Source organism: Vibrio sp. ZF 223 (assembly GCF_003050585.1).
GTDB lineage: Bacteria > Pseudomonadota > Gammaproteobacteria > Enterobacterales > Vibrionaceae > Vibrio > Vibrio crassostreae.
This window is the reverse complement of record NZ_PIGB01000006.1, coordinates 90,796-109,846: the sequence shown is the minus strand read 5'-3', so window position 1 is coordinate 109,846 and position 19,051 is coordinate 90,796. Positions and strand designations below refer to the sequence as shown.

At 44.3% G+C, this 19,051-nt stretch carries 13 protein-coding genes and 1 tRNA gene; 8 read left to right on the top strand and 6 right to left on the bottom strand.

The window, feature by feature from the left end; genetic code table 11:
- Window positions 1-187 precede the first annotated feature (187 nt).
- The 6 genes from rpsU (at window position 188) to CWO13_RS13410 (ending at window position 6,399) form a co-directional block, all read left to right on the top strand.
- Window positions 188-403, top strand: a complete 216-nt coding sequence (rpsU, locus tag CWO13_RS13435) for a 30S ribosomal protein S21 (protein WP_004396009.1) — start codon at window positions 188-190, stop codon at window positions 401-403.
- A gap of 25 nt (window positions 404-428) precedes the next feature.
- Window positions 429-872: a GatB/YqeY domain-containing protein gene (locus CWO13_RS13430; RefSeq protein ID WP_017069475.1), complete on the top strand. Its 444-nt coding sequence runs from the start codon at window positions 429-431 to the stop codon at window positions 870-872.
- Window positions 873-991: 119 nt separating this feature from the next.
- Window positions 992-2,743: a DNA primase gene (gene dnaG, locus CWO13_RS13425; RefSeq protein WP_017062923.1), complete on the top strand. Its 1,752-nt coding sequence runs from the start codon at window positions 992-994 to the stop codon at window positions 2,741-2,743.
- A 99-nt stretch (window positions 2,744-2,842) separates the two neighbouring features.
- Window positions 2,843-4,687, top strand: coding sequence for an RNA polymerase sigma factor RpoD (rpoD, locus tag CWO13_RS13420; protein ID WP_048614894.1), 1,845 nt, complete (start codon window positions 2,843-2,845; stop codon window positions 4,685-4,687).
- A gap of 163 nt (window positions 4,688-4,850) precedes the next feature.
- Window positions 4,851-4,926 (top strand) — tRNA-Ile (locus CWO13_RS13415).
- A 204-nt stretch (window positions 4,927-5,130) separates the two neighbouring features.
- Window positions 5,131-6,399: an O-acetylhomoserine aminocarboxypropyltransferase/cysteine synthase family protein gene (locus CWO13_RS13410; RefSeq protein WP_108083072.1), complete on the top strand. Its 1,269-nt coding sequence runs from the start codon at window positions 5,131-5,133 to the stop codon at window positions 6,397-6,399.
- An 84-nt stretch (window positions 6,400-6,483) separates the two neighbouring features.
- Here the strand turns inward: CWO13_RS13410 and glmS are convergent, their stop codons facing one another.
- Together glmS and CWO13_RS13400 are read right to left on the bottom strand one after the other, a co-directional pair.
- Window positions 6,484-8,316, bottom strand: a complete 1,833-nt coding sequence (gene glmS, locus CWO13_RS13405) for a glutamine--fructose-6-phosphate transaminase (isomerizing) (RefSeq protein ID WP_048657998.1) — start codon at window positions 8,314-8,316, stop codon at window positions 6,484-6,486.
- 104 nt (window positions 8,317-8,420) lie between these two features.
- Window positions 8,421-9,191, bottom strand: a complete 771-nt coding sequence (locus CWO13_RS13400; RefSeq protein ID WP_048614888.1) for a DeoR/GlpR family DNA-binding transcription regulator — start codon at window positions 9,189-9,191, stop codon at window positions 8,421-8,423.
- 429 nt (window positions 9,192-9,620) lie between these two features.
- Between CWO13_RS13400 and pykF the strand changes: the two genes are divergently transcribed.
- Window positions 9,621-11,033: a pyruvate kinase PykF gene (pykF, locus tag CWO13_RS13395; RefSeq protein WP_017061403.1), complete on the top strand. Its 1,413-nt coding sequence runs from the start codon at window positions 9,621-9,623 to the stop codon at window positions 11,031-11,033.
- A 176-nt stretch (window positions 11,034-11,209) separates the two neighbouring features.
- On the top strand, window positions 11,210-11,881 hold the full coding sequence (locus tag CWO13_RS13390; RefSeq protein WP_019826885.1) for a GntR family transcriptional regulator: 672 nt from the start codon (window positions 11,210-11,212) through the stop codon (window positions 11,879-11,881).
- Window positions 11,882-12,459: 578 nt separating this feature from the next.
- Here the strand turns inward: CWO13_RS13390 and CWO13_RS13380 are convergent.
- From CWO13_RS13380 to CWO13_RS13365, 4 genes are all read right to left on the bottom strand, one after another.
- Window positions 12,460-14,343, bottom strand: a complete 1,884-nt coding sequence (locus CWO13_RS13380; protein ID WP_108083071.1) for a sensor domain-containing diguanylate cyclase — start codon at window positions 14,341-14,343, stop codon at window positions 12,460-12,462.
- Between the two features lie 113 nt (window positions 14,344-14,456).
- Window positions 14,457-14,951 carry an acetolactate synthase small subunit gene (gene ilvN, locus CWO13_RS13375; RefSeq protein ID WP_008219984.1) on the bottom strand — a complete coding sequence of 165 codons (495 nt, stop codon included), beginning with the start codon at window positions 14,949-14,951 and terminating at the stop codon, window positions 14,457-14,459.
- Window position 14,952: 1 nt separating this feature from the next.
- Entirely contained in the window at window positions 14,953-16,692 is a 1,740-nt protein-coding gene (locus CWO13_RS13370; RefSeq protein ID WP_102478552.1) for an acetolactate synthase 3 large subunit, read from the bottom strand.
- A gap of 460 nt (window positions 16,693-17,152) precedes the next feature.
- Window positions 17,153-18,961 carry an AMP-dependent synthetase/ligase gene (locus tag CWO13_RS13365; protein WP_108083070.1) on the bottom strand — a complete coding sequence of 603 codons (1,809 nt, stop codon included), beginning with the start codon at window positions 18,959-18,961 and terminating at the stop codon, window positions 17,153-17,155.
- Window positions 18,962-19,051: the final 90 nt, after the last annotated feature.

The following is a 19,051-nucleotide window of genomic DNA, read 5'->3' as shown; positions in this document are numbered from 1 at the left end:
AATATTGTACAGACTATAATCGACAAAGTGCTTTACAAAGCCACTGTGATCGGATTAAAATTCCGCACCATTTTTGATCAAGCTGGTTAATGGCCAAACGCAAATAGAGAGTTAGCTCGATGGGTAACTTCTCTGATTTGGTACTGAGTAGCCAGCGATAATGAATAACCCCTGAGGTGAAAGGCATATGCCAATAGTTAAAGTACGTGAAAACGAACCGTTCGACGTTGCACTACGTCGTTTCAAGCGCTCTTGTGAAAAAGCAGGTATCCTTTCTGAAGTTCGCCGTCGCGAGCACTACGAAAAGCCAACTACAGTTCGCAAACGCGCTAAAGCAGCGGCTCAAAAGCGTCACGCTAAGAAGCTAGCTCGCGAAAACGCACGTCGCGTTCGCCTGTACTAATAACTTAATCCATAAGGACTGAGTTATGGCTCTTATTGAACAACTCAAAGAAGAGCAAAAATTAGCGATGAAAGCCAAGGACAAACCGCGCCTTGGCACTATCCGCTTAGCTCTTTCAGCAATTAAGCAACGTGAAGTTGACGAACGGATCACTCTGAACGACGACGACATTCTTGCTGTATTAGTTAAAATGGTTAAGCAACGTCGCGATTCTGTTGCTCAATATGAATCAGCAAATCGTCAAGATCTTGCTGACGTGGAAAAAGCAGAAATTACGGTACTTGAAGGCTTTATGCCTCAACCGCTAACTGATGAAGAAGTTATTGCACTACTTGATAGCGCAATCGCCGAAGCTCAACCAGCGGGCATGCAAGACATGGGTAAAGTAATGGCTATCTTGAAACCACAAATTCAAGGGCGTGCAGATATGGGTAAAGTTAGTGGTTTAGTTCGTTCTAAACTCGCTTAATCCCAAATCAAATTGCAACAAGCCGTGCAATCCTTCGGAACGCACGGCTTGTTTGTATCTGTAACCTATTCAAACTATTATTATCCACACTCTCAGTTAGTGCATTTTTCTAAGGTTTTATGGCAGGACACATCCCGCGTAGTTTCATTGATGATCTCCTAGCGCGTCTCGACATTGTCGACATAGTGGACGCACGCGTGAAACTTAAGAAAAAAGGCAAAAACTATGGTGCATGTTGCCCATTCCACAACGAAAAGACCCCTTCTTTTAGCGTAAGCCAAGAAAAACAGTTTTATCACTGCTTTGGTTGTGGCGTACACGGTAATGCTATCGACTTCATTATGGAGTTCGAACGTCTCGATTTTGTTGAAGCGATTGAAGAGCTTGCCTCTTTCTTAGGCCTCGATGTTCCTAGAGAGCAACGCAGCGGCGAGATATCAACAGCACCAAGAGCCAACAGCGAACAAAAACGTAACCTCTACGATTTGATGGGCGGCATCAGTAATTTTTACCGCTCTCAACTGAAAATATCAGCCAACAAACCTGCGATTGATTACCTAAAGAATCGTGGCCTTTCGGGCGAGATCGTCCAGAAGTTTGGCATTGGTTATGTGGCCGATGAGTGGGACTTAGTTCGTAAGAACTTTGGCCAACAGAAAGAAGCCCAAGACATGCTCGTAACTGGCGGCATGTTAATTGAGAACGATAAAGGTAACCGATACGACCGATTCCGTGGACGCGTAATGTTCCCGATTCGCGATCGTCGTGGCCGTGTGATTGGTTTTGGTGGTCGTGTATTAGAAGACGGTACTCCAAAATATCTCAACTCACCAGAAACGCCTATCTTCCATAAAGGTAAAGAGCTTTACGGCCTTTATGAAGTGCTGCAAGCCTACCGTGAACCGCCGCAAATACTTGTGGTTGAAGGTTACATGGATGTCGTGGCACTCGCGCAATATGGTGTTGATTACTCAGTAGCATCACTGGGTACATCGACAACCGGTGACCACGTTCAAATGCTGTTCCGCCAAACCAGCACAGTGGTTTGTTGTTACGATGGTGACCGAGCAGGTAAAGAAGCCGCGTGGCGCGCACTAGAAAATGCCCTTGAGTACCTGAAAACCGGTAACACACTCAAGTTTCTATTCTTGCCCGACGGTGAAGACCCAGACAGCTATATAAGAGAACACGGCAAAGCCGCTTTCGAACAGCTTGTTCAAAATGCGACACCGCTTTCGACCTATTTGTTCGATAACCTGATTGAAATACACAAGTTAAACTTGGGAACAACCGAAGGGAAATCGGCACTGCGCGCGCACGCTAGCGCATTGATTAACAAAATCCCTGACAGTTACTTCCAAGAATTGCTCGAAAAACTGCTCGATGAGCGCACTGGATTTGATAACCAATTAAGACGAGCGCGTGTTCATACACAGAACCCGACACCTCAACCGCATAAAGAGCTGAAACGCACTCCAATGCGTGAAGTTATCGCTTTGCTTATCCAAAATCCGAGCTATGCTGATATGGTACCGGATTTATCAAGTGTCAAAGGCTTACAGCTGCCTGGACTAAGTTTATTCGTCGAAGTACTTGATAAATGCCATGCGCATCCCCATATCAACACAGGCCAATTATTAGAGCATTGGCGACACAATAAACATGAGGCTCTTCTGTCTCGTCTCGCGAGCTGGGAAATCCCCCTCGACGAAGACAATCAAGAAGACATATTTTTAGACTCATTGGACAATATACTTGCCCAGTGCGTTGAAAAACAAATTGAAAACCTGCAGGCCAAAGCAAGAAGCGTCGGTTTATCAGCCGAAGAAAAAAGGGAGCTACTAGCTTTAATGCTAGATCTAAAAGCGTAACCCTGTTTGATTAGTCAGCATTTAATAAATTTGTTAACATAATTGGTTTGCATTTGAGAATGCAACGTCCTTCACCAGACCTGAAGTTGGATATCATCTATGGATCAAAATCCGCAGTCACAGCTTAAATTACTTGTTATTAAAGGCAAGGAACAAGGCTATCTGACCTACGCCGAAGTAAACGACCACCTACCTGCAGAAATCGTGGATTCTGAACAGGTAGAAGACATCATTCAAATGATTAACGACATGGGTATCAAGGTAGTTGAAACTGCACCTGATGCTGATGATCTAGCACTTAATGATGACGATGCCAATATAGATGAAGATGCAGCCGAAGCTGCAGCTGCTGCGCTTTCAAGCGTAGAAAGCGAGATTGGCCGTACTACTGACCCAGTTCGTATGTACATGCGTGAAATGGGTACAGTTGAACTACTGACTCGTGAAGGCGAAATCGACATTGCGAAGCGTATTGAAGATGGTATCAATACAGTTCAACTATCGGTTGCTGAGTACCCAGGCACTATTCCATACATCTTGGAACAGTTTGACCGCGTACAAGCAGAAGAGATTCGCTTAACAGACCTAATCAATGGCTTTGTTGACCCAGACGACGATGGCACAGCTGCGCCAACGGCGACTCACATCGGTTCAGAACTTGCTGAAACTGATCTGGAAGACGAAGACAAAGAAGACGCAGAAGACGACGAGGAAGAGGAAGAAGAAGATACAGGTATCGATCCTGAACTTGCTCTTGAGAAGTTCACAGCACTTCGTACTAGCTACCAGAATCGTCAACTAGCGATCAACGAGTACGGCCATGAAAGCCCGAAAGCAATGCTTGCAACGACAATGATGCAAGACGTATTCAAAGAGTTCCGTCTAACACCAAAACAGTTTGATTACCTAGTAAACGAACTGCGTAACTCTATGGATCGTGTACGTACTCAAGAACGCCTAATCATGCGTCAAACGGTTGAGTACGGCAAAATGCCGAAGAAATCTTTCATTGCTCTATTTACTGGCAACGAATCTAGCGAAGCATGGTTGGATGAAGTTCTTGCTTCAGACAAGCCATACGCAGAAAAGATTAAACGTAACGAGCATGACATCCGTCGCTCTATCCAAAAACTGGATATGATCGAACGTGAAACGTCTCTTACTGTTCAAAGCATCAAAGATATCAGCCGTCGCATGTCTATCGGTGAAGCGAAAGCTCGTCGTGCGAAGAAAGAGATGGTTGAAGCGAACTTACGTCTAGTAATCTCGATTGCTAAGAAGTACACAAACCGTGGTCTACAATTCCTGGATCTAATCCAAGAAGGTAACATCGGTCTGATGAAAGCGGTAGATAAGTTTGAATACCGTCGTGGTTACAAGTTCTCTACTTACGCTACTTGGTGGATCCGTCAAGCAATCACTCGTTCGATTGCCGACCAAGCTCGTACTATCCGTATTCCGGTTCACATGATCGAAACGATCAACAAACTAAACCGTATCTCTCGTCAAATGCTACAAGAGATGGGTCGTGAACCACTTCCGGAAGAACTGGCTGAACGCATGCAAATGCCTGAAGACAAGATCCGTAAAGTACTGAAAATCGCTAAAGAGCCAATCTCAATGGAGACACCAATCGGTGACGACGAAGATTCGCACCTAGGTGATTTCATCGAGGATACAACGCTAGAACTACCTCTAGACTCTGCAACGGCAACCAGCCTACGCGGTGCAACTAAAGACGTTCTTGCAGGCCTAACACCTCGTGAAGCTAAAGTACTGCGTATGCGTTTCGGTATCGACATGAACACTGACCACACTCTTGAAGAGGTTGGTAAACAGTTCGACGTAACTCGTGAACGTATCCGTCAGATCGAAGCAAAAGCACTGCGTAAACTTCGTCACCCAAGCCGCTCAGAAACTCTGCGTAGCTTCCTAGACGAGTAATCGCACACTCAAGTGTGGTTAGCTTTTAAGCATAAATAAGAAAAGGTGAGCGTTGGCTCACCTTTTTTTTATCTGTGTGATTTAAGTGGCTAAGATGTAAGCGGAATTGCCCCTTATAGTGTCTAGACACCATTGAACGCTTCCCCTATAATCTATGCCCTACGGCCCCTTAGCTCAGTGGTTAGAGCGCACGACTCATAATCGTTCGGTCCCCAGTTCAAATCTGGGAGGGGCCACCAAATTAGAAAAGCCAGAACAGTTCATGCTGCTCTGGCTTTTTGCTTTTCTAAATCTGTACAACTTACGCCCTGCATTTCCTAACCAATAACGAATCATCCCGCACACAATTCCAATTGCCTCTCTGTGACTAAACATACTTTTCTTTTATAAAAAAATCGGCAATATGAGTGTACACAAATCATTCAATAGTTCAGGGAAGAAACATGAAAGACGAAACACTCTCGATTCACTTCGGCTACGAAACTGATCCAACAACCAAATCAGTTGCCACACCTATTTACCAAACCGTCGCTTACGAATTCGATGACGCACAACATGGCGCCGACCTGTTTAACCTTGCGGTGCCAGGTAATATCTACACACGGATAATGAATCCAACCAATGATGTGTTAGAAAAACGCATGGCAGCCTTAGAAGGGGGGATTGCAGGCTTAGTGGTAAGTGCGGGCAGTGCTGCGATCAACTACGCGATTCAGACGTTGGCGCAAATCGGTGACAACATTGTCTCAACGCCTCAGCTTTACGGTGGTACTTACACCCTATTTGCTCACATGTTGCCAAACCAAGGAATTGAAGTTCGTTTTGCTAAAGACGACAAACCAGAAAGCTTAGCGGCACTGATCGATGAAAAAACCAAGGCGGTTTACTGTGAAAGTATTGGTAACCCTGCTGGTAATATCATCGACTTAGAACGTGTTGCAGAACTTGCCCACGCACAAGGAGTGCCTGTGATTGTTGATAATACGGTGGCGACGCCAGTGCTGTGTAAACCTATCGATTTTGGGGCTGACATCGTGGTGCACTCACTAACCAAGTACGTGGGTGGTCACGGTACAACGTTAGGTGGCGTGATTGTCGATTCAGGCAAATTCCCATGGGCAGAGCACAAAGATCGCTTCCCTGTTTTTAATCAGCCAGAGCCTTCTTATCATGGCGTGGTTTATACCGAGGCATTTGGTGAGGCTGCGTTTATTGGTCGAGCTAGAACGGTTCCCCTACGTAATACAGGTGCAGCACTGTCGCCAATGAATGCTTTCATGTTGATGCAAGGCTTGGAGACGTTGTCGTTACGTATGGAGCGACACACAGAGAATGCATTGAAAGTGGCAGAATACCTCAGCCAACACGAAAAAGTCAGTTGGGTAAGCTACGCTGGTCTGCCTAGCTCAGAATTCTACCCGCTTGCTGAAAAATACATGCAGGGTAAGCCATCGGCTATTCTATCTTTTGGCTTGAAGGACGGTTATGAAGCTGGTGTCCGCTTCTACGACGCGCTACAAATCTTCAAGCGCCTAGTGAACATTGGTGATGCCAAGTCTCTGGCTTGCCACCCTGCTTCTACAACACACCGTCAGCTAAGCGAAGCAGAACAAAAGCAAGCCGGTGTATCACCAGAGATGATTCGCCTCTCAGTAGGTATCGAGCACATTGACGATATCTTGGCTGACCTAGAGCAAGCACTTAGCGCTTAATGACGCTACAGCTTTAAGTAACAGACATAAAAAGCCCATCACAGGATGGGCTTCTTATTATCTATTTCTTAGATAAGCTGTCGATTACTCAACCGTTACAGCTTTCGCTAGGTTACGAGGTTGGTCAACGTCGGTACCTTTGATCAACGCAACATGGTAAGACAGCAGCTGCATTGGTACTGTGTAGTAGATAGATGCAGTTACTTCACTTACATGAGGCATCTTGATGATCTTCATGTTCTCATCGCTTTCGAAACCAGCAGCTTCATCTGCAAATACATACAGCAGACCGCCACGAGCACGGACTTCTTCAACATTTGATTTCAGCTTCTCTAGCAAGTCGTTACTTGGTGCAATAACGACAACTGGCATATCTGCATCGATAAGAGCCAAAGGACCGTGCTTAAGCTCACCAGCAGCGTATGCTTCTGCGTGGATGTAAGAGATCTCTTTCAGTTTAAGAGATGCTTCCATCGCGATTGGGTAGAACTCACCACGACCCAAGAACAGTGTGTGGTGCTTATCAGCAAAATCAGGTGCCAGTGCTTCGATCTCTTTATCAAACGCTAATGCTTTCTCGATATCAGCAGGCAGTTGGTGAAGTGCTTGAACGATTTCCGCTTCTTTCTCTTCATTGATACGACCTTGTAGACGACCAATTGACGTTACCATCATCAGCATAGCCGCTAGCTGTGTTGTGAAGGCTTTAGTAGAAGCAACACCGATCTCCGTTCCTGCGCGAGTCATAAAGGCAAAATCAGACTCACGAACAAGCGAAGAACCTGCTACGTTACAGATGGTCATTGCTGACATGTAACCCTTCTCTTTTGCCAGACGAAGTGCAGCAAGCGTATCAGCCGTTTCACCAGACTGAGACAGAGTCACTAAAAGGCTGTTCGGGCGAACAACGAAATCACGGTAACGGAACTCAGAAGCGATCTCTACATCACAGCTTACGCCTGCTAGAGACTCAAACCAGTAACGAGCTGCCATGCCTGAGTTGTAAGACGTACCACATGCGATGATCTGCACGTGTTCTACCTTGCTTAAGATCTCTTCAGCTTTAACACCGATTGCATTAGTGATTACAGAGGTGTCAGAGATACGACCTTCCATCGTGTTGACTAATGCTGTTGGCTGCTCAAAAATCTCTTTTTGCATGAAGTGACGGTATTGACCTTTATCACCAGCATCGTGCTCTGCGTTTGATTCAACGATGTCACGCTCAACACGCTCGCCCGCTACATCAAATACCGTTACATCACGACGAGTAACCTCAGCAACATCACCTTCTTCTAGGTACATGAAACGACGAGTTACGCTTAATAGTGCAAGTTGGTCAGAGGCTAGGAAATTCTCGCCCACACCAAAACCGATAACGATTGGGCTACCTGAACGAGCAACTACAATACGGCTAGGATCTTTACGATCAACCGCCACCGTGCCGTATGCACCGTCTAATTGTTTCGCTGTCTTTTGAAGCGCTTCAACCAATGAATCAGAAGTGCGAAGTTCCCATTCAACTAAGTGAGCGATAACTTCAGTATCCGTTTGTGAAGTAAACACATAACCACGCTCTTGCAGCAGAGCACGCAGTGCTTCGTGATTTTCGATAATGCCGTTGTGTACAACTGCAATATCACCAGACATGTGTGGGTGTGCATTCGCTTCAGATGGTTCACCGTGCGTCGCCCAACGTGTATGAGCGATACCAGTACCGCCAATCACATGTTGCTGATCGACTGCGTCTGCTAGCTCTTGTACTTTACCAAGGCGGCGCACACGAGTTAGGTTAGATTCAGTATCGACTACAGCGACACCTGCTGAATCGTAGCCACGGTATTCTAGGCGACGAAGGCCCTCTACTAAAATTTCAGCTACATCACGCTGTGCTACTGCACCAACAATTCCACACATAGTTTCACTCCATCAATTTTTTTATTCCTATTGGCAGCAAGCAAAGGCCATATCTTTATTAAGATCAATTATAGGAAGGTAAATGCATAATATTTTAATTTGTTTTACGCTGGATCAGTCAGGATCACGCGAACATCATGTGATTCGATACTTGCTTTAGATTCTTCGCCCAAGTCTGTATCGGTAATTAAGATGTCAATGTGTTCCCATGCCAGCTCTAAGTTCGGGATCTTTCGTCCCACTTTTTCCGACTCAACCATCACGATCACTTCTCGTGACACTTCAGCCATTACTTTGCTCAGGCCAACCAGTTCGTTAAACGTAGTTGTGCCTCTATCAAGGTCGATACCATCTGCTCCGATAAATAGTTGGTCAAAATCGTAAGCGCGGAGCACCGACTCTGCGACTTTGCCTTGGAAAGAGTCCGAATGGGTATCCCAAGTGCCGCCAGTCATTAATAACGTCGGCTCGCTTTCAAGCTCATTAAGCGCATTAGCGACGTGCAATGAGTTGGTCATCACAACCAAGCCACGCTTAGCATTTAGCTGCTGAATTAGGGCACCGGTAGTACTGCCACTATCGATCACGATGCGGTTATGGTCGCGAATTAAATCTGCAGCGGCTTTTGCCAATGAAACCTTTCGAGTCGAAACTTGTTGACCCAGTTCTTCGTTGACAACCTCTTTCGGTAACGAAATCGCACCACCATAACGGCGTAAAAGCTGACCGTTTTTCTCTAAAGACGCCAAGTCCTTTCTAATAGTGACCTCTGAGGTTTCGAACTTAGCGGATAATTCATCAACACTAACCTCCCCTTTTTCATTCACTAGGTTAGAAATTGCATGTCTTCTGAGCTGGGTGTTTCGTTTCGACATTTAAAAAAGGCCACCAAGTTTCGATATGAAACATATTATAGTTACAACGAAACTATTTAGTCCATTTATTTTGATCCAAAAAATTAATAAATAGCGATAAAACCTTGTCCTAAGACAATTGTTAAGCAGTGATATTGAACTCATTAGGTGGTAGAATCCGCACCCGAAAAGAAAAAAAATTACAAAACTGACTGTTATTTTTTTGCAACTTACCACCTATATAGTGGGGTAAGTCACAGAAAACCGATATTGAATCAAATTCTTTTGGTCATAAAATGACTAAAACTGATGAAAGACTTACAACTCTGAAGGACATATTGGAAGTCCCGCGCTTTTACACAACAGGCACAAAATGTTGATGTAGCGGACCAATCTTCAGAACTTAAATAAATTTCAAATTGTAACAATACTTACCGGAGAGTACCTTCCATGAAAAAGACCAAAATCGTATGTACGATTGGCCCTAAAACTGAATCTGTAGAGAAGCTAACTGAACTAGTAGATGCTGGCATGAACGTTATGCGTCTTAACTTCTCTCACGGTGATTTCGCAGAGCACGGCACTCGTATCGCGAACTTCCGTAAAGTAATGGAAAACAAAGGTGAGCAACTTGCTATCCTTCTAGATACTAAAGGTCCAGAAATCCGTACTATCAAACTTGAAGATGGTAACGACGTAGATCTAGTAGCTGGTCAAGAGTTCACTTTCACAACTGACGCAACAGTTGTTGGTAACAAAGACGTAGTAGCAGTAACTTACCTAGGTTTCGCTAAAGACCTAACAGCGGGTAACACTATCCTTGTTGATGACGGCCTAATCGAAATGGAAGTTATCGCAACAACAGAAACTGAAGTTAAGTGTAAAGTTCTTAACAACGGTGCTCTAGGCGAAAACAAAGGTGTTAACCTTCCTGGCGTTTCTGTTCAACTTCCAGCTCTTTCTGAGAAAGACAAAGCTGACCTTAAGTTTGGTTGTGAGCAAGGCGTTGATTTCGTTGCTGCTTCTTTCATCCGTAAAGAAGAAGACGTTAAAGAAATCCGTGAGCTTCTAAACGCTAACGGCGGCGAGAACATCCACATCATTTCTAAGATTGAAAACCAAGAAGGTGTTGATAACTTCGATTCAATCCTTGAAGCTTCTGACGGCATCATGGTTGCTCGTGGTGACCTAGGTGTTGAAATCCCAGCTGAAGAAGTAATCTTCGCTCAGAAGATGATGATCGAGAAGTGTAACCGCGCACGTAAGATGGTTATCACAGCAACTCAAATGCTTGACTCTATGATCAGCAACCCACGTCCAACTCGTGCTGAAGCGGGTGACGTTGCGAACGCAATCATGGATGGTACTGATGCAGTAATGCTTTCTGGTGAAACTGCTAAAGGTAAGTACCCAGTTGAAGCTGTTACTATCATGGCTCAAATCGCGAACCGTACTGATTCAGCTCTTAAAGCTGAGCTAGGTTCTCGTCTAGACAGCCCACGTCTACGCATCACTGAAGCAGTATGTAAAGGCGCTGTAGACACAGCAGAGAAGCTAGCTGCTCCTCTAATCGTTGTTGCAACTGAAGGCGGTAAGTCTGCACGTTCAGTACGTAAGTACTTCCCAACTGCAAACATCCTTGCTCTAACAACTAACGAAAAGACAGCTGCACAGCTAGTTCTGACTAAAGGTGTTAAGCCTGTTCTTGTTGACTCTATCGAGAACACAGACGCGTTCTACATCAACGGTAAAGAAATCGCTCTACAATCTGGCCTAGGTAACAAAGGCGACATCGTAGTTATGGTTTCTGGTGCTCTAGTAGCTTCTGGTACTACAAATACGGCATCTGTTCACGTTCTATAAGAATGAACCGATTCGCATAAAATATAAAAGAGGGCTTCGGCCCTCTTTTTTTATGAAACAAAATCTTGCCTAACTTTTCAGTACGCTGTATTATCAATCACAATAGAACTACGTACTGTTAACTTCCAATTGGCTCTTTCTAAGAGACGGATTAGCAGACTAGAAATCATATATAGATGAGGTTTGTAATGTCTAGTCCTACGCTCACTGACAAAGTATCAAAGATGATTCGCCAAGATATTCTTAATGGTGAGTTAACCCCAGGTCAAAAGCTCGTTGTTGCTGATCTAAAAGCACGCTACAACGTTGGCGCATCTCCTATTCGCGAAGCCTTGGTACAGTTATCTTGGAGCAAATACGTAAAACTAGAGCCACAGAAAGGCTGCTGGGTATCTCCTGTATCAAAGAAAGAATTGAATGACCTATACGAAAGCCTTCGTGTTGTCTCTTCTGTTCTACTAAAAAAGGCGATTTCAGCGGGTGATGAGAGCTGGGAGCTGGATGTACTAACGTCTTACCATAAACTGTCACGAGTACAGTACGTATCTGAAGAGTTTGATTGTGTTGAATGGGAAGAGCGTCACCAACAATTCCACGTTGCGTTACTTGAAGGCGCTGATTCAGAAAACATGTTTAAGTTCTTTGATGACCTGATCAACCAAGTAAAACGTTACCGTTTCCTCGCTATGTCTGCAGAAAGCGCATCAGATGATCTGTTCAATATTGATGAACACGAAATGATCATGAAACTAGTACTGTCTAAGAATGTAGAACAAGCGACTGAACTGCTTGATCAACACCTGCTAGGTTCAATGAAACGAATTGAAGAAGTTATCGAAGCAGCATAATGCCAAGATAGATTCTAACTAAAAAAAACGGAGCCCAACGGCTCCGTTTTTTGTTTCAGTATCACGACTGAACTACCACCCAAAAAACTCTTTGTGATGAGTATTGAGCAGCACAACCATAGGTAAAAAATACAATGCACTCAGCTGAAAGCCAAGAATGGCTAATGTGCCTATGGTTAACCTCACTAAAAAATCGACAAACATACCACGCCTCTTTTAACCAGACTGTATGATCCCCAAACTCTTGCTCCAGCTAACCTAATTCTACTGCTGCCTCTCAAATCATTGAAAAAGCTAGCTAATCAGTTGAATTAAGTTAACGGTGTCATCCTTTTACATCTGGTAAACACTCTATTTATTACATCGTTTAACACGATGTCATCTGAAGCAAAGTAGTTTACTTATTGTTCATTTTAGCTCAAATTTTCACCGACATTAGACTTTAGTCTAACTGTATAGATTTTGTGACATAGGTCGCTAAAAAGTGAGATTCCTAGAAAAAGGGGGAGAGATAAAGTGAGTCGGGGCCAGCTTGAAGAGGTGAAGCAAAGAGAAGAAAGGATTAAAGCTAAGCTAAGCTAAGCGACATCATCGTAGCTAGGACACATAGAGACCGTATTACGACCAGACGATTTAGATTCGTAAAGCGCAACATCGGCACACTTGTATGAGCGAGTACTATTACTTGTTAAATCAGTAAAGCCAACACTCACCGTGACCTTAGTTCCGGCTGCCAGTTCAATCTCGATTCGCAAGCGATCCAATACGCGCTTTGCTTCCGATAGTGAGGTGTGTGGCATCAACAGTGCAAACTCTTCTCCTCCGACACGTGCAACAAAATCAGTCCCGCGAAGGCTATCTTGCAGAAGCTTAGCGACACTTGCTATCACCCGGTCGCCTTCGTCATGACCAAGTTCGTCGTTGATTCGCTTGAAGTTATCGATATCGACTAAAGCTAAGCAAGTCGTCGATTCATTGGGGTAACGCTCTACCAGACGAGAATAATACGCGAGCTGCTCTTCTAACTTTCGTCTATTCCAAAGGTTACTCAAAGAGTCACGTTCACTTAAGATCCTCAAACGTACTTCAAGCTCCTTCCTCACGGAAATATCCACCAACGAGGTGATGTAGTAGCTGACTTTACCCGAATTGTTTTTGACCACATGCACTCGCATGATCGCTGTAAAAGGAAGACGCAGTTTGTTCTTACACTGAACTTCCCCTTCCCATACTTCTTCTTGCTCTAAATGACTCCAGATAGCCGAACTTGAGAGTACTTGGTCGGTATTCTCAAGCAACAACTGCAGGGCATTCTGACCGATAACTTGTTTTTTGCAGTACCCTGTCATGTTTTCAAATTCGTTGTTGGTCATCATTGTGCGGTGCTGCTTGTCAGAGATCATCACTGCCGACATGCCATTCAATGCGGCGCGCGCCAATTTACTCTCAAGGCTTCGGCGTCGATAGTGCGTCACCAAGTAAGCAAACGGGAAGGCGAAAATCAGCACCGTAATCAAAACAATGATCTCTTCGTAGGCCAAATCATTCAGGTCACGCTCAGCCCGCTCCATCAGTTGCTTCTGATTAAGTTGAATCAGCAAATGGACCTTTTGACTGTTCGCAAGCATAACCGTGTTAAAGGCAAACAAGTTGTCACCTTCAAAAAAGTACCCCACCTGCTCATTGGAGATCGCATTCCACGTCTTTGGCGCGATATTTTTAAGGTTGTAACCCTTTCTTTCAGGAATAGCGTCTCCGAACAACTTATCGCTGTTGTTACTCGCGATGAAATAACCCGCTTCATTGATAACTTCAGCTCTAAGGTCGTTATCAGGTGAAAAGCTAAGACGCGACGATAAGCCCCATACATCGAGATTAATGACTAGATAGCCCACTCTTTTGTCAGGGGTTTCTACCGGGGTAAATACACGGATTACTGGCGAATAAGGAAAGGTGACTTCACCATGCTCCGTTTCAAGCTCAATCCCCCAGCCGCCAATCTGTTCGGCTTCTAGTTTTTGAGCGTATTGGAAGTAGTTAGAATCCGACCTATCTTGCAGTTGCTGGGGTAACGTCACCCTACCGGTATCAGAAGAATAGTTAACGCGCACCAGCTCTTTACCTGTGATATCTAATAGGTGAATTTGTGTATACCACTTCTGATTCACAAGAACAGATTGCCAGACCTCCTCAAGTAGATCTTTGGTTTGGTCTGAGGGAGAAGAAGCAAAGTTAACCAAGCTCTGGCTATGACTGAGTAGCTCCATTACCGAGACTAACTGAGTCTTGAGAAGATCATAATCTCGCTTGGCATACACTAGCTGATGGACAGCTTGCTTAGCTGAGTAGTCAAAGCTCTGCTGTTTTACTTCTTTGTAACGCTGAAAATAATACAGGCATACTGCAGAAGACAATATGATAGAGATAATCAGCAATGTAATTATTGATTTTTTATTTCTCATTGCTAACTCAGATGAATGGAAGTGCAGCGCGGGATTATAGCACTCTAAAAAATTAACAAAATTAAAGCCGCTTAAAAAAGCGGCTTTAAATATATTTTTTAAAGGCTTATCGTCTAGGCTTTCAACGCACGTTCGCCTCGTGCGATACCAACAACCCCACTTCGAGCCACTTCAAGCACTTCTGTTACTTCAGACAGCGCCTGAATGAATGCATCCAATTTCTCGCTCGTACCCGCCATTTGAACCGTATATTGCGAAGCCGTTACATCAACAATCTGACCACGGAAGATATCTGCTGTGCGCTTCACTTCTGCGCGAGCAAAGCCGCTAGCTCGTACTTTTACCATCAACAATTCACGCTCGATATGCTCAAGCTCAGACACTTCTTGTACTTTTAGTACGTCGATGAGCTTATGCAGCTGTTTCTGAATCTGCTCAAGCTGCATTTCGCTTGAGTTAGTGGTGACGTTCAGACGAGACAGTGTCGGATCATCCGTAGGGGATACATTCAAAGACTCGATGTTGTAGCCACGCTGAGAAAACAAGCCAACCACACGAGAAAGCGCACCCGGTTGGTTTTCCATTAGTAGTGAAATAATGTGTCTCATATTATGTTCTCTCCGTTTTGCTTAGCCACATGTTATCCATACCCTCGCCTTTGATTTGCATTGGGTATACGTGCTCGGTGTCATCCACACTAATATCGACAAATACCAAACGGTCTTTCATCGCCAGTGCTTTTTCCAAACCTGATTCCAATTCATCCGGGGATGAAATACGCATACCAACGTGGCCATAAGCCTCAGCAATAGCAGCAAAATCAGGAACAGAGTCCATATATGAGTTAGAGTAACGACCTTGATAAACAATGTCTTGCCACTGTTTTACCATGCCTAGGAAACGGTTGTTAAGGTTAATAATCTTAACGGGAATATTGTATTGCAGCGCAGTCGACAGCTCTTGGATATTCATTTGAATACTGCCGTCACCGGTTACTACAACCACTTCTTCGTCTGGTTTTGCAAACTTAACGCCCATACCAGCAGGCAGACCAAAGCCCATTGTGCCTAGACCACCAGAGTTAATCCAACGACGTGGCTTGTTAAACGGGTAGTACAATGCTGCAAACATTTGGTGCTGACCTACATCCGAAGCAACGTAAGCATCACCATTAGTTACTTTATGAAGTGTTTCAATAACTTGTTGTGGTTTGATGCACTCTGAAGATTTTTCATAAGCTAGGCAATCACGATCTTGCCACACCTTGATTTCACTCCACCAGCTTTCCATTGCTTCTGCATCATTGGTGCCGCCTTGCTCAACGAGCAAGTTGACCATGCTCTCCAGAACCTTTTCAGCAGAACCTACAATCGGCAGATCCACTTTTACGTTCTTAGAGATCGAAGATGGGTCGATATCAATATGCATGATCTTCGCATCAGGACAGTACTTATCTAGGTTATTGGTCGTTCGATCATCGAAACGTACGCCAATACCAAAGATCAAATCCGCATTGTGCATCGCCATATTGGCTTCATACAAACCATGCATGCCCAACATACCCAAAGAGTTCTTATGAGTGCCAGGGAAAGCGCCAAGCCCCATTAGGGTGCTTACCACGGGTAAATTCAGTGCCTCTGCTAATTTTAACAGCGGCTTATCTGCCTCAGAAATAACTGCACCACCACCGACATAAAGTACCGGCTTCTTCGCTTCAAGAAGGGCTTTTAGTGCCTTTTTGATTTGACCTTTATGACCCGTAACCGTTGGGTTATACGAACGCATTTTGATCGTTTCTGGGTATTCATAAGGAAGTTTGATTTGTGGGTTTAAGATATCTTTTGGCAGATCAATAACCACAGGACCAGGACGTCCTGTCGTTGAAATATAGAATGCTTTTTTAACGACTTCAGGGATATCTTCCGCTTTCTTAACTAAGAAGCTGTGTTTAACGATCGGGCGGGATACACCCACGATGTCACACTCTTGGAAGGCGTCGTTACCAATAAGGTTATTTGGTACGTTACCAGAAATAACAATCATTGGAATTGAGTCCATGTAGGCTGTTGCAATACCAGTAACGGTATTGGTCGCACCTGGACCAGAACACACAAGTACTACACCCGGTTTACCGGTAGAACGAGTGTAGCCATCTGCCATGTGGGTAGCGGCTTGTTCGTGTCGTACTAATACGTGTTTAATTTCATTAGTTTTAGCATGCAGCGCATCGTAGATATCAAGTACAGAACCACCTGGGTAACCAAAAATTTGTTCTACACCCTCTTCAATTAGAGACTGCACCACCATCTCAGCGCCGGATAACATTGCTGTTTCAGGTTTTGTTGTCATATTGCTCTCCTCACCAGTTTCCAATCATATTTGGTGAACATGTTGGGCTGGTTTTTCATAGTCTAGGGCTTATTCGTAGCCTAATTCGAAATACTTCCACTTTTTCGGCTATGGCTGTCTGTCGTGATAACAACAAACAGTAATACGAAACAACTTTAACGCTTTATTATCATCTGGTCTAACACCTGTTATTCGTCAACTGTGCCAAAAAACTAACTATTAGCTCAAAGCATCAAATAAAACCCAAACCAACCTTAACAACTAGTTTTAAAAACTAGTACACGAGCAAAAAAAAGCACTTAATATTTCGATAGATCGCTATTTATCGATAAACAGCGAGCCTGTTGGTGTGCGCTTTCGCACATAGTGCTGTGTCATTAGATACAAAAAATCCCCCTAAAAATGCAATCACATTCGTAGGGGGATTTTTAAACAACTGAAAATTTATCTAAGCAGAAAACTACTTATCTTTAGGCTGTTCGTTGTACATTTCTTCGATTTCGTCTTGATACTTATCGTTGATAACTTTACGACGCAATTTCTGAGTTGGTGTCAGTTCACCATCATCCATCGAAAATGCTTTCGGTAGCAGTTTGAATTTCTTCACTTGTTCAAACTTAGCCAGCTCTTGCTGTAGGTCATTGACACGCTTTTCTAGCATCTCAACGATTTGGTGATGCTTAACAAGCTCAACGCGATCGTGATACTTGATATTAAGCTCTTTGGCGTACTCTTCTAGCGAGTCATAACAAGGTACAATCAGCGCAGAAACGAATTTGCGTGTATCAGCAATAACAGCAATCTGTTCGATAAAGTGATCTTTACCAATCGCTCCTTCAACCACTTGCGGTGCAATGTACTTACCACCAGAGGTTTTCATCAACTCTTTGATACGATCAGTAATGAACAGGTTACCATTTTCATCAAAATGACCCGCATCACCAGTTTTCAGGAAGCCGTGCTCGTCAAACGTCTTAGCCGTCTCTTCTGGCATCTTGTAATAGCCACGCATCACCATTGGACCACGTACAAGAATCTCGTCCTTCGCACCAATCTTCACTTCAGCACCCGGCATCGACATACCAATCGAATCAGGATTAAAACAGCGGTCATCCCAGCAAGATACTGTTGCTGTAGTTTCTGTCATGCCATAGCCAAGTTTTACGTTGATACCGATAGCATGGAAGAAGCGACCAATCGTCTCATCTAGCTTCGCGCCACCACATGGCATGAAGTTGATGTTACCACCTAGCAAAGCTCGCAGTTTAGACAGCACAAGCTTATCGGCTAGTGCATGGCTCTTCTTCAGCATTAACGATGGAGTACGGCCTTCCTGGTGACAAACTGAAAGCTTCGCTCCCATGTTCACCGCCCAAGTAAATAGCACTTTACGGATAAACGGCGCTTTAGATACCTTCTCGTGAATCGCTGAGAAGATCTTCTCGTAGAAGCGTGGAACCGCACACATTACGGTAGGTTTCACATCGCTTAGCGCATCACGCACTTGCATCGTATCTTGCAGGTAGCAGTTGGTTGCGCCTTTATAGAGAACGTAGAACGTCCAAGCACGCTCAAATACGTGTGACAGAGGTAGGAAACACAATGAGACATCGTCTTTACTTAGGCTAAGACGCTCATCGTGGCCTTCTAACTGGTAACCAATATTAGTGTAATCAAGCATTACGCCTTTTGGCTGACCTGTAGTACCAGAGGTATAAATAAGAGTCAGTAAGTCATCCATGCTTGCATCAGCAAGACGCGCGTCAAGTTCTGCTTGTTGTGCTTCAACGCCACGCGCCATGAAGTCATTCCAAGATACGGCAAAGCTGTGTCCTTGCAGGTCGATGTCATCAGACATAGCTACAACAACTTCTAGCTGCTCGCACTCTTCAAACAGGCTAACTGCCGCATCGAATTGAACTTGCTCACCAACGAATAAGATCTTCACATCTGCGTTTTGGATGATGTAAGACGACTGCGCTGCTGTGTTGGTTGGATAAATCGGCACAGTCACAAGGCGAGCTTGTAAAGATGCAAAATCTGCCACTGTCCATTGAGGCATATTGTTTGAATAGATACCGATCTTATCTTGAACTCTAAGTCCCTGAGCCAATAGTGCTAATGAAAGCGTATCGATTTGTTGTCCAAACTGCTCCCAGCTAATACCTTGCCATACATTGTCTACTTTGTGCTTCAAAGCTGTACGGTTGCCGCCTTGGGCAATTTGGTCACGAAGTCTTTTTACGATATGAAAATCTAAATTGGCCATCTCTTTACCTTTGGCTTACACCTGTAAGCTTTTTTGAGCGCACAAGTGTACCTCTGATCATGGAAAAGGCAACTGATGAAGCTCAAAGTT